This is a genomic window from Frateuria defendens, from assembly GCF_001182895.1.
GTDB classification, from domain to species: Bacteria; Pseudomonadota; Gammaproteobacteria; order Xanthomonadales; family Rhodanobacteraceae; genus Frateuria_B; species Frateuria_B defendens.
Genome location: NZ_LFQR01000074.1, coordinates 20,798 through 32,603, shown reverse-complemented (window position 1 = coordinate 32,603; position 11,806 = coordinate 20,798). Strand labels below are relative to the sequence as shown.

Genomic DNA, 11,806 nt, shown 5'->3' with positions numbered 1-11,806 from the left:
CGCTGGCCGACTACGTGCACGAAAAAGACGTCTATCCGGCTGGACGTCTGGACTACGACAGCGAGGGCCTGCTGCTCCTCACCGACGACGGCACCCTCGCGCACCGCCTCACCGACCCGCGCCACAAACTGCCCAAGACCTACCTGGTGCAGGTGGACGGCGCCATCACCGACGCCGCCCTCGCCGCCCTCGCCCGCGGCGTGCAACTCAAGGACGGCCCCACGCTCCCCGCCCAGGCCGAACGCACCACGGAACCCGACTGGCTCTGGCCCCGCGACCCACCCGTCCGCTTCCGCCAGCACATCCCCACCAGCTGGCTCACCCTCACCATCCACGAAGGTCGCAACCGCCAGGTGCGCCGCATGACGGCGGCGGTGGGGTTTCCTACGTTGCGGTTGATACGGGTGCGGATTGGGGCGTATGAGCTGGGTGGGTTGATGCCGGGGGAGACGCGGCGGTTGGGATAAGGAGGCATCGGTTCTCTTGGTGCTTGGGCCAAGTGGCCCGGCGTCCAGCAGCCACGTCCCCGGATCTCGAACGCCTTGAAACGTAATGGATTTCAACCGGATGCCGCGCGAGGCCGGTGTTATTCTCCTACCTGCGCCCACGTGCGGTTGATCCCAAGCCAGGATGAACGTGGGGCGGTGGCCCCCATAGGGACTGCAAGCAATGAAAGCGATGCGATGGCTGGTCGTGCTCGGGCTGGTTTCGGTATCTCCAGCGGTACTCGCTGCCAGTTTCGATTGCGCCAAGGCGGCAACGCCTGCCGAGAAGACTATCTGTAAGAGCGCGGCGCTGTCCGAGCTGGATTCGCACTTGCAGTCGACCTACCAGGCGGCCCTTGAGGCAGCGGCACCGGCGAGCAAGCCCGCGCTGGTCAAGGAGCAGCGCAACTGGATTCGCTACGTCAGGAACATTTGCGAGGACGAGACTTGCCTGGGCGCAGCCTATCAGGCCCGTACCGACCTCCTGAAGCGCAACGAAAAGTACCTCGTGAACAAGGTCTCGTGCGACATGCCGCCGGACGGAAAGTCGTGTCGCAGCGTGGTGACTTATCGCGACCCCGGTGCGCGCGTGGAGTCGTTCAACAAATCGCTGACCGAGCGTGGGCAGAACGGCCGGATCATCGGCTGCAGCAGGCTCATCGACCTGCCAGTGGGCACGGCGAACGGGAACCACAGCTTCGGCGGGCTGTGCACCTTGCAGAGTGGCTCCACGCGGAGTGCCGTGGAGATCTGCAACGACGACATGGTCGGCCACTTCTCGATGAAGAACATCGAGCCGCAGGATACGCCAGGGAAGGATCTGGTCGACTTCACCCATGCCGAATGCTTCGGCGGCTGAGCGATGGCCGCATTGACCCCCATCCGTGGATACTGCGGTGGCGCTGCCCGGCGGGACGCTGCAGCTCGCAACGATATGGCCACCCGTGCCGACATCCAGGCTTTCATCAATGCGACGCGCTACGGCGTCGATTATCCGGAGTCCGTGGCCAACCGTGAAGCCCGGCTCACCAGCGCCCTGGATGCACTCCACCTTGGCCAGACCAAGGAGCAGGTCGCGTCGGCACGTGCGCATCTGGAGCAGCACCGCAGCCGCCACATGTCGAGCCGCACGGCGGCATGCACGATATGCTGCGGGAGGGGGAGCACGACAGCGCCGCCGTGTGTGAAGTGCAAGTACAGCTCGCCCGGCTCGGCTACGGGGGTGCCCGTGGCAACGGCTTGCGTGCCGACGGAGAGAGTCACTATTAGATGTAAAGAGGAGGCTGGTGGCTCGCTGCAGGCGCGGCGGGCCTGGGTGTCCGGCGAGTAGCTACGCCCCGGACGCCTCTGGCAAGAGGCCGAAAAACGCCGCCGCCGTGCCCGTACTCCGCGCCGCCGTCACCTCCACCGTCTCCCCCCGATCCCGCGCCACCTCCGCGCAGATATGCGCCAGATACATTGGCTCGTTCCGCCGGTGGCTGGGCTGCGGGCGCACGGTGCGGGGCAGCAGGTAGGGGGCGTCGGTTTCCAGCATCAGGCGGTCGGCGGGGATGTCGCGGACGAATTCGCGCAGGTGGGTGCCGCGGCGTTCGTCGCAGATCCAGCCGGTGATGCCGATGTGGCAGTCGAGGGCGAGGTAGTCCTTGAGGGTGTCGTGGGTGTCGGTGAAGCAGTGCACCACGGCGGCGGGGACCTTGTCGCGGTAGCGGCGGAGCAGGGCGAGGAAGTCCTCGTGCGCGTCGCGCTGGTGCAGGAACAGCGGCTTGCCGAGGTCGGCGGCGATGGCGAGCTGCCGCTCGAACACCTGCAACTGCACTTCGCGCGGGGAGTAGTTGCGGTGGTAGTCGAGGCCGGTTTCGCCCACCGCGCGCACCGCCGGCTCGCGCGCCAGCTCGCGCAGGCGCGCGTCGGTGGCCTCGTCGTAGTCGATGGCGTGGTGCGGGTGCACGCCAGCGGTGGCCCACAGCGTGTCGGGGTAGGCGCGCGCCAGCGCTAGGGCCTGCTCGCTGCCTTCGCGCGAGGCGCCGGTCACCACCATCCGCGTCACGCCGTGCGCGGTGGCGCGCTGCAGCACGGCATCGAAGTCGTGGCGGAAGGATTCGTGGGTGAGGTTGGCCCCGATGTCGATCAGCATCGCTAGGGAATTCCTGCCAAAGACCATTATTGTCGCAGCCCGGCCGGGCGAGCGGAACGGCAAATGGTCGCGGTTGTTGCGCCGCAAAATGAGCGGTAAGTGAAACCCGTCGTGGCTCGGGTGCTCCGCGCTCGCGTCGTAACAGGGGCTGTGTTACCAATGGTGGCCCAGCCGATCGACGGGCAGGATGCAGGGGTCGGCACCAAGCGGAGGAAATGATGATGTCGGCACAACGTATGCCGGCCGGGGAACGGGTGGCGCCAGCCCCTGGCGACGCCGAGCAGCGCGTTTGCGCCTTGCTGGTGGCGCGCGGCGGACTCAAGGACACGGATCTCGCCCGCGCGCGGCGCCTGCACGAGGAGGCGCGCGAGGGCACGCTGACCGCGCTGCTGGCGCGGCTCGGCCTGGTGTCCGAGCGCGACCTGGCCGAAACCTGGTCCGAGCTGCTGGACATGCCGCTGCTCGCCGCGCGCGACGCGCCGGAGATGCCTCCCACGGAACTGGAACTGTCGGTGCGCTTCCTCAAGCAGCACCACGTGGTGCCGGTGGGCGCGCCGGCATCCATGCTCGAACTGCTGGTGGCCGATCCGGGCGACCCGTACCCCGCGCAGGCGGCGGCACTCGCCACCGGCCGCGAGGTGGCGCTGCGGGTGGGCCTGCGCAGCGAGATCGACGACCTGATCGAGCGCTACTACGGCTCCGGCCGCTCGGCCATGGGCACCATCGTGGAGAACCTCGACGGCAGCGCGGCGGAAGAGGACGACGTGGAGCACCTGCGCGACCTCGCCTCTGAGGCGCCGGTGATCCGCCTGGTCAACCTCATCCTGCAGCGCGCGGTGGAGCAGCGCGCCTCGGACGTGCACATCGAGCCGTTCGAGAACCGCCTGAAGGTGCGCTACCGCATCGACGGCGTGCTGCACGAGGTGGAGGCGCCGCCGTCTTCCTCCACCGCCGCGGTGATCTCGCGCGTGAAGATCATGGCGCGCCTCAACATCGCCGAGCGGCGCCTGCCGCAGGACGGGCGCATCCAGCTGCGCGTGCAGGGCAAGGAGCTGGACCTGCGCGTGTCCACCGTGCCGACCAGCTTCGGCGAGTCGGTGGTGATGCGCATCCTCGACCGCGAGACGGTGGCGTTCGACTTCGCCTCGCTGGGCTTCACCGACGCCTTCCGCGAGCGCTTCGTGGAGGTGCTGCAGCGCCCGCACGGCATCCTGCTGGTAACCGGCCCCACTGGCTCGGGCAAGAGCACCACGCTGTACACGGCGCTGTCGAGGATCAACACACCGGACGTGAAGATCATCACCGTGGAAGACCCGGTGGAGTACCAGCTCGAAGGCATCAACCAGATCCAGGTGAAGCCGCAGATCGGGCTGGATTTCGCCAACGCGCTGCGCTCGATCATGCGCCAGGACCCGGACGTGATCATGATCGGCGAGATGCGCGACCTGGAGACCTGCCGCATCGCCATCCAGTCCGCGCTCACCGGCCACCTGGTGCTCTCCACCCTGCACACCAACTCCGCCGCGGGCGGCGTCACCCGCCTGCTCGACATGGGCGTGGAGGACTACCTGCTCGGCTCCACCGTCAACGGCATCCTGGCGCAGCGGCTGGTGCGGCGGCTCGACCCGGAGACGGCCATTCCCTACGAGCCCTCGCCCGAGGTGATCGCCGAGTTCGAGCTGGAGAAATACGCCGAGGGCCGGCCGATCCGGCTGTGGAAGGCCGGCAGCAGCGCGGCCAACCCCACCGGCTACCGCGGCCGCCGCGCGATCATGGAGTTCCTGGTGGTGAGCGATCCGCTGCGCCGCCTGGTGATGCAGCGCGCCGACGCCGGCGAGATCGAGCGCCAGGCCCGCGCGGAAGGCATGCGCACCATGTACGAGGACGGCCTCGTCAAGGCGCTGGCCGGCGTCACGACGCTGGAGGAGGTGCTGCGTGTTACGCAGGAGGGCTGAGACTAGAGCCGGAAATGGGGAATCGAGAATCGGGAATCGGCGCAGCGCGCCCCACCAGCGCGCTGCCACCTGCTTTTCCCATTCCCTACTTCCCACTCCCTATTCCCGGCCGGCAGAGCCGGCCCCATGAGCCAGTTCCGCTACCGCGCCGTCAGCGCTGCCGGCGAAATGCTGGAAGGGCAGATGGAGGCCGCGAGCCTCGACGAGGTGATCGGCCGCCTGCAGGATCAGGGCCACACGCCGCTGGATGCCGGCCCCGCCGACGCGGCGGGCGGCAGCGGCGGCCTCGCCGCGCTGTGGCGACGCGGGCCGTTCACCGGCGACCAGCTGGCGCAGTTCACCCACCAGTTGGCGACCCTGCTCGGCGCGGGCCAGCCGCTGGACCGCGCGCTCGGCATCCTGCTCGAACTGCCCGAGGGCGAGCGCGCGAAGAAGCTGGTGGAGCGCGTGCGCGACCGCGTGCGCGGCGGCACGCCGCTGTCGCAGTCGCTGGAGGAAGAGCACGGCGTGTTCCCCAAGCTGTACATCAGCCTGGTGCGCGCCGGCGAGGCCGGCGGTTCGCTGGAAGACACGCTGCGCCGCCTGACCGAATACCTGGAGCGCAGCCAGCAGCTGCGCGGCAGCATCATCAATGCGCTGATCTATCCGGCCTTCCTGATGGTGGGCGTGCTTGGTTCGCTGGTGCTGCTCCTGGCCTACGTGGTGCCGCAGTTCGTGCCGATCTTCGAGGACATGCAGGTGCCCATCCCGCTGATCACGCGCGCGGTGCTGGCCATCGGCACCACCATCCAGGACTGGTGGTGGCTGCTGCTGATCGTGCTGGGTGCGGGGGCGTTCGCCTGGCGCGCGCGGCTGCGCGATCCGGCCGCGCGGCTGGCCTGGCATGCGCGCCTGCTCACCGTGCGGGTGGCCGGACCGCTGCTGCTCAAGGTGGAGACCGCGCGCATCGCGCGCACGCTGGGCACCTTGCTCAAGAACGGCGTGCCGCTGCTCTCCGCACTGGGCATCGCGCGGCAGGTCACCGGCAACCGCGCGCTGGACGATGCGCTCGCGGGCGCGGCGGAACAAGTCAAGGGCGGCGCGGGTCTGAGCCTGGCGCTGGCGCAGTCGCAACGCTTTCCGCGGCTGGCCCTGCAGATGGTGCAGGTGGGCGAGGAGGCCGGCCAGCTCGACAGCATGCTGCTCAAGGTGGCGGACACCTTCGAACTGGAGAGCAAGCGCGCCATCGACCGCCTGCTCGCCGCGTTGGTGCCCGCGCTCACCATCGTCATGACCGTGCTGGTGGCGATCATCATGGCGGCGATCCTGCTGCCGCTGCTCAGCCTCACCAGCAACATCCAGTGATTTTTTGACGGAGAGAACGCAATGTTTCGTTTGATGAGCCGGGAATCGGGAATCGGGAATCGGGAGCCGATGCAAGCGGCCGCTGCCCAGCACGGCCCGGCGCCCGCCGCGGCGCGCGGCGGTTCCACGCGCCGCGGCGCCCATTCCCGATTCTCCAATCCCTATTCCCGGCGCGCTTCGCGCGCTCACGGCTTCACCTTGCTCGAAATGCTCGCCGTGATCGTGCTGATCGGCATCATCGGCGCCATCGTGGTGACCCAGGTCGGCAAGAACGTGGACAAGGGCAAGTACGGCGCCGGCAAGGCGCAGCTCACCACGCTGAGCCAGAAGATCGAGAACTACGCGCTCGACAACGGCACGCCACCGGCGCAGCTGGCCGACCTGGTGGCCAAGCCGGGCAACGCCGCCAACTGGCAGGGCCCGTACGCCAAGCCGTCCGACCTCAAGGACCCGTGGGGCCACGACTTCGGCTACAAGTACCCCGGCGATCACGGCAACTTCGACCTGGTGTTCTTCGGCCAGGACGGCAAGCCGGGCGGCGACGGCTACAGCGCCGACATCGGCAATTGGCAGTAAATGAGCCGGGAATCGGGAGTAGGGCATAGGGAATCGGTGCAGACGACCGACGCCGCGCGCTGCCCGGTGGTTGGCGCGGTGTGCCGCACTCCCGCACGCCGCCGCACCGCCCCTGCCTATTCCCGACTCCCGATTCCCCATTCCTCGCGCGCCCACGGCTTCACTTTGCTCGAACTGCTCGCCGTGATCGTGCTGATCGGCGTGGCGGTGGCGGCGGTGTCGGTGTCGGTGAGCCAGGGGCTGGCCAGCGCGCGCGCTACCGCCGCCAGCGGCGAGCTGGCCGCCGCGCTGCGCGCCACCCGCGCCCAGGCCATCGTGCGCGGCACCCAGCAGACTTTCGATCTCGATTACGTCGCCGCCCGCTACCACGGCGCCGGCCAGCCCGAGCGGCAGTTGCCGGCGGGCATGAAGGTGTCCATCACCAGCGCCAAGGAAGACCAGCCCGACTCGCACACCGGCCGCATCCGCTTTTTCCCCGACGGCAGTTCCACCGGCGGGCACATCACCCTGCAGCGCGGGCAGCGCCGCTGGCAGGTGGACGTGGCCTGGCTCACCGGCGCGGTGAGCGTGGAAGAGGGCCGGGGGCGATGAAAGGCAAAGGCCGGGAATCGGGAATGGGGAATCGGGAATCGGCGCGGGCGGCCGGCTCCCGGCGTTTCGCGGCATCCCGCCGCGACGCACCCCCCTGTTCCCGATTCCCCATTCCCCATTCCCGGCGCGCCCCGCGCGCTGCGCGCGCCAAAGGTTTCAGCCTGCTCGAAGTGATCGCCGCCGTGATGCTGCTGGCGATCGCCTTCACTGCGCTGATGCGGGTGGCCGGCAGCTCGATCGACCTCGGCCAGGCCGCGGCCGAGCGCAGCGAGGCGGCGATGTGGGCGCGCAGCCTGCTCGACAGCGCCTTCGTGCTGGAGCCGCTCGCGCCGGGCAGCCGCAGCGGCCGCTTCGACGAGCGCTACGGCTGGCAGCTCGACGTGCAGCCCTGGGCTTCGCCCGAGCTCGCCCCGAACAGCCCGCTGCGCCTGTACCGGCTCGACCTCGCCGTGCGCTGGCGCAGCGGCGGGCACGTGCGCGAGGCGCATTTCGACACCCTGCGCGTGGGCACGGCGCAGGCCGCGCCGGGAGTCGTGCCGTGAGCCGGGAATGGGGAATCGGGAATGGGGAATCGGTGCAGGCGGCGGATGTCGCGCGCTGCCCGGTGATCGGCGCGGTGTGCCGCGTTCCCACACGCTGCCGCAACGCCGCTACCGATTCCCCATTCCCGATTCCCCATTCCCGGCGCGCCAACGGCTTCAGCCTGTTCGAAGTGCTCGGCGCCCTGGCGCTGCTGGCGCTGCTGCTGCTGGGTGTCTACGGCGGCCTGCGCACCGCCACGCACGCGGTGCGCAACGGCAGCGCGACGATCGAGCGGCTCGACCGCATCCGTTCCGCGCAGCAGTTCCTGCGCCGCGAACTGGCGCAGGCGATGGCGCAGCCGATCGGCCGCGACCGCGAGGGCGACAGCCTGTACTTCAAGGGCGATGCGCACGAGATGCGCTTCGTGGCGCCGCTGCCGGGCTATCTCGGCAAGCTCGGCCCGCAGTTGCAGACGCTTTCGCTGGTGGACGACGGCCATGGCGCGCAGCGGCTGGAGATCGGCTTCGCCACGCTGCCGACCGCCAGCCGGCCGTCCACGCCGCTGGGCAAGCCGGAGGTGCTGCTCGAAGGCGTGCGCAACGCCCGTTTCAGCTACCGCGGCCGCAACCTGCGCGGCGAGGTGCAACCGTGGGGCGACTGGCCGGACGGCCGCCTGCTGCCCGCGCTGGTGCGCATCGAGCTGGAGCCGGGCGGCACCGCGCGCTGGCCGCGCTTCGACGCGCCGCTGCGCGTGGACGCCAGCGCCAACCAGATGCAGCTCGGCCTGCTGCGCGGCCCGGGAGGCATGCCGTGATCGCCGCACGCCGGCGCCAGCGCGGCATCGCCCTGCTGGTGGTGCTGTGGGCCTGCACGCTGCTCGCGGTGTTGCTCGGCGGCTACGCCATGCTGGCGCGCACCGAGGGCATGCAGGCGCGCTACCAGTTCGCGCAGGCCCAGGCCCACTACGCCGCCGAGGCCGGCCTGGCGCGCGCCATCGTCGGTCTTCAGGCGCAGCAGCCGGCGCAGCGCTGGATCGCCGACGGGCGTGCCTACGACTTCCGCTTCGACAACGCGCAGCTGCATGTCAGCGCGATCGACGAGAACGGCAAGGTGGATCTCAACGCGGGCTCGCCGCAGGTGCTGCAGGGCCTGTTCCGCGCGGCCGGCCTGCGCGAGGACGAGGCGCAGCGGCTGGCCCGCGCGGTGGTGGACTGGCGCAGCTTCGTGCCGCTGGGCGCGAGCGCGCCCACCGACGGCCTCTACGCCGGCCGCGACTACGCGCCGCGGCACGCGCCCTTCGCCAGCCTGGAGGAGTTGCAGCAGGTGGCGGGGATGACGCCGGCGCTGTACGTGCGCGTCGCGCCGGTGATCACGCTGTGGTCGGGCCGCGAGTCGCCGGACCAGGGCAGCGCGCCGCCGCTGGCGCTGGCCGCGATCCCCGGCATGACGCCGGAGCAGGCCGCCGAGATCGCCGCGGCGCGCACTAAACCGCAGCCGACGGGACTGGTCGCCGGTGGGGGTGTCACGCATAGTATCCGTTCGGAGGCTATGCTGGCCGACGGCACGCGCGCCGTGCTGCGTGCCACGATACGCCTGCAGGGAGCCCGTTCCGGCGCGCAGCCCTATGCGGTGCTGCATTGGCAGGAGGGTGAGGAGGAATGACTACCGCAACGATGCCGTTGCGTCCGCAGCTCGAGCGCGCCCGTCGCGCCTGGCGGGCGTCGCCGTTGCCCGGCTTTTTGCGCTGGTGGGGCGCCGAGCTGACGGCGCTGCTGCCGGCCGGCGTGCGCCGCCGTTTCGGCGGCGGCGCGACATGGTTCCTGCTGGAACCCATCGACGGCGCGTGGCGGTTGCGCCGCACGGGCGACGAGGCGGCGGCGCAATGGGCGGACGGCGCCGCGCCGGCCGAGCAGCAGGCCGCGCTGGCCGCCGCCGTGCAGGAGGTGGACCCGGTGGACCTGCGCCTGGCGCTGCTGCTGCCGGCGCCCGCCGTGCTGCGCCGCGAACTGGCGCTGCCGGCCGCCGCGGCCGACACGCTGGCCCAGGTCGGCGCCTACGAGATGGACCGGCAGACGCCGTTCCGCGTCGAGCAGGTGCACTACGCGATCCGCGAGCTGGACCTGCCCGCGCCGCCCGGCCGCCTGCTGGCCGAGCTGGTGGCGGTGCCGCGCGCCACGCTCGATCCCCTGCTGGCGCGGCTCAAGGCCGGCGGCATCGCGGTGGACGCGGTGGACGTGGCGCGCGGCGCGGGCCGGCTGGGCGTGAACCTGCTGCCGGCCGGGCAGGCGCCGCGGCGGGTCGATCCGCGGCGCCGGCTGAACCTCGCGCTCGGCGCGGTCTGCGTGGCGCTGCTCGGCCTGCTGCTGTGGCAATGGCGGCACAACCGCGAAGAGGCGCTGGCCGCGATGCAGGCCGAGGTGGCGGCGATGCACGGCGAGGCGCAGCGGGTGGGCGCGCTGCGCCAGCAGTGGCAGGACAACGCCGGTGCCGCCGGCTTCCTGCTGCAGCGCAAGCAGCGCAGCGTGAGCCGGCTCGCCCTGCTGCAGGAGCTGACCCGGCGGCTGCCCGACACGGCCTGGCTGGAGCGCTTCAACATCGACGCCGGCGGCCAGTTGGGCTTCCAGGGCCAGAGCAAGCAGGCGGTGCAATTGATCGATGCGCTGAAGGATTCCCCGCTGATCAGCAATCCGAGTTTCCAGGGCAGCATCCGGCCCGACCCGGCCACCGGCAAGGAGCGCTTCTACATGACCGCCCAGCTGCGCCAGCCGCCGGCCCCGGCGCCCGCCGCGCCGCGCACCCGCGGAGGCGCGCCGTGAAGCTGGCCGCCCTGAACGCGCGCGACCGGCGCATCGCCGCGGTCCTGCTCCTGCTGGTCGCCGTGGTGCTGGCCTATTTCCTCCTGCTGCACTGGTGGCTGGTGGCACCGCTGCGCGCCATCGACGCCGAGATGGACGACCTGCGCGACACGCAGAGCCGCTACGCCGCGGTGATCGCCGAGAAGCCGATGCTGGAGAAGCGCATCGCCGCGCTCGGCGCGGGCCAGGCGGCGAGCGCGGCCTTCCTGCCGGAGGACGACCCCAGCGCCGCCTCCGCGGGGCTGATGCAGCGCGTGGTGGACATCGCCGCCGCGCACCCGCAGAACGGCGGCTGCGAGGTCACCCAGAAGATGCAGCTGCCCACGCCGCCGGGCAGCGACGACAACCAGCCCGAGCCCTACCGCAAGGTGGCGGTGACCATCGGCATGCGCTGCGACATCGAGCCGCTGGCGGCGGTGCTGCATGCGCTGGAGCAGGGCACGCCCTATCTCTTCATCGACGAGCTGAGCCTGTACCGCAACCCGGTGGCCGCGCAGGAGGCGGGCAGCGCGGTGCCGCTGGAGGTGCAGTTCGCGCTGTCCGGCTACGTGCGCCCGCCGCGCCCGGCGCCGTTGCCGCCGCCGCCCGCCAGCCGGGCAGGAGGGGCGCCATGAACGCCGCCGCGCAACGCCGCCTGACGCCGCCGCTGGCCGTGCTCGCGCTGGGCCTGGGCGCGCTGCTGCTCGCCTTCGCCTCCGGCCTGGGCCGCCGCGTGCGCTGGGACCCGCCGCGCCCGCCCGCGCCGCTGCCCGAGGCCGCCGCCGCGCGGCTGCCGCCGGCGCGGCCGCTGCAGCAGTTCGCCGAGGTGTGGCAGCAGCCGCTGTTCAATCCCGACCGCAAGCCGGCGGTGTTCGCCGCGGGCGGCCAGAGCAACCTGGGCGAGTTCAAGCTCACCGGCGTGATCCTCACCCCCGGCCTGCACATGGCCCTGCTGCGCGGGCGCGGCGGCAACGAGCTGCGCGTGCGCGAGGGCGAGCGCCTGCCCGACGGCGGCGCCACCCTGGTCGAACTCAAGCCGCGCTCGGCGCGCTTCGAGGGTTCCGGCGGACGGGTCGAACTGGAGCTGCCCGCCGGCGCGCCGATCGACCTGCCCGCGCCGCCCGGCGCCGCCAGCGCGCCGGCCCCCGAGGTGCGGGCCGGCGCTGCGCCGCCGCCCAGGCCGATGCAAGGCTCGCCGCTCGCGCCGCGCATGGGTCTGCCTGCGCCGCCCGCGTCGGCCAATGCCAAGCGACCGCCCCTGGACCAGGATACGCTGCAGAACGAGCGCATCCAGCAATTGAAGGACGCCATGCAGCGGCGTCGTGCCGAACGGGCCGCCGCGGCCCAGCAAGGAGAACGTTGATC

The 11,806-nt window shown here is 71.3% G+C and carries 12 protein-coding genes and 1 pseudogene; 12 read left to right on the top strand and 1 reads right to left on the bottom strand.

Going from position 1 to position 11,806, the window contains the following annotated elements; translation table 11 throughout:
• The coding region (locus ACH65_RS11215; RefSeq protein WP_049622678.1) for a pseudouridine synthase at positions 1 to 467 on the top strand (467 nt) is incomplete at its 5' end.
• A gap of 202 nt (positions 468 to 669) precedes the next feature.
• Positions 670 to 1,344, top strand: a complete 675-nt coding sequence (locus tag ACH65_RS11210; RefSeq protein WP_202594191.1) for a lysozyme inhibitor LprI family protein — start codon at positions 670 to 672, stop codon at positions 1,342 to 1,344.
• A gap of 471 nt (positions 1,345 to 1,815) precedes the next feature.
• Here the strand turns inward: ACH65_RS11210 and ACH65_RS11200 are convergent, their stop codons facing one another.
• The gene (locus tag ACH65_RS11200; protein WP_049622675.1) at positions 1,816 to 2,619 is read right to left on the bottom strand and encodes a TatD family hydrolase; all 804 of its coding nucleotides are present in this window, start codon (positions 2,617 to 2,619) and stop codon (positions 1,816 to 1,818) included.
• Between the two features lie 221 nt (positions 2,620 to 2,840).
• Here ACH65_RS11200 and gspE point away from each other — a divergent pair, with 221 nt between their 5' ends.
• The 10 genes and pseudogenes from gspE to ACH65_RS11150 all read left to right on the top strand — a co-directional run bounded on the left by gspE (position 2,841) and on the right by ACH65_RS11150 (position 11,804).
• Positions 2,841 to 4,574, top strand: coding sequence for a type II secretion system ATPase GspE (gspE, locus tag ACH65_RS11195; RefSeq protein WP_425478284.1), 1,734 nt, complete (start codon positions 2,841 to 2,843; stop codon positions 4,572 to 4,574).
• 126 nt (positions 4,575 to 4,700) lie between these two features.
• Positions 4,701 to 5,918: a type II secretion system inner membrane protein GspF gene (gspF, locus tag ACH65_RS11190; protein ID WP_049622673.1), complete on the top strand. Its 1,218-nt coding sequence runs from the start codon at positions 4,701 to 4,703 to the stop codon at positions 5,916 to 5,918.
• A 186-nt stretch (positions 5,919 to 6,104) separates the two neighbouring features.
• Positions 6,105 to 6,494, top strand: a pseudogene (gspG, locus tag ACH65_RS11185) (type II secretion system major pseudopilin GspG); the annotation flags it as partial.
• Between the two features lie 132 nt (positions 6,495 to 6,626).
• Entirely contained in the window at positions 6,627 to 7,085 is a 459-nt protein-coding gene (locus tag ACH65_RS11180) for a GspH/FimT family pseudopilin (RefSeq protein WP_049622685.1), read from the top strand.
• Between the two features lie 110 nt (positions 7,086 to 7,195).
• Positions 7,196 to 7,627: a type IV pilus modification PilV family protein gene (locus ACH65_RS11175; RefSeq protein WP_272913772.1), complete on the top strand. Its 432-nt coding sequence runs from the start codon at positions 7,196 to 7,198 to the stop codon at positions 7,625 to 7,627.
• Positions 7,624 to 8,421 (top strand): prepilin-type N-terminal cleavage/methylation domain-containing protein, encoded by a 798-nt coding sequence (locus ACH65_RS11170; RefSeq protein WP_237561496.1) that lies wholly within the window; start codon positions 7,624 to 7,626, stop codon positions 8,419 to 8,421. Before ACH65_RS11175 ends, ACH65_RS11170 begins: the two co-directional genes overlap by 4 nt.
• Positions 8,418 to 9,269 (top strand): type II secretion system minor pseudopilin, encoded by an 852-nt coding sequence (locus tag ACH65_RS11165; protein WP_049622672.1) that lies wholly within the window; start codon positions 8,418 to 8,420, stop codon positions 9,267 to 9,269. The genes ACH65_RS11170 and ACH65_RS11165 overlap by 4 nt, the downstream gene beginning before the upstream one ends.
• Positions 9,266 to 10,423, top strand: coding sequence for a PilN domain-containing protein (locus ACH65_RS11160; protein ID WP_049622671.1), 1,158 nt, complete (start codon positions 9,266 to 9,268; stop codon positions 10,421 to 10,423). Before ACH65_RS11165 ends, ACH65_RS11160 begins: the two co-directional genes overlap by 4 nt.
• On the top strand, positions 10,420 to 11,076 hold the full coding sequence (gene gspM / locus ACH65_RS11155) for a type II secretion system protein GspM (protein ID WP_049622670.1): 657 nt from the start codon (positions 10,420 to 10,422) through the stop codon (positions 11,074 to 11,076). Before ACH65_RS11160 ends, gspM begins: the two co-directional genes overlap by 4 nt.
• Positions 11,073 to 11,804: a hypothetical protein gene (locus ACH65_RS11150; protein ID WP_049622669.1), complete on the top strand. Its 732-nt coding sequence runs from the start codon at positions 11,073 to 11,075 to the stop codon at positions 11,802 to 11,804. Before gspM ends, ACH65_RS11150 begins: the two co-directional genes overlap by 4 nt.
• Positions 11,805 to 11,806 lie beyond the last annotated feature (2 nt).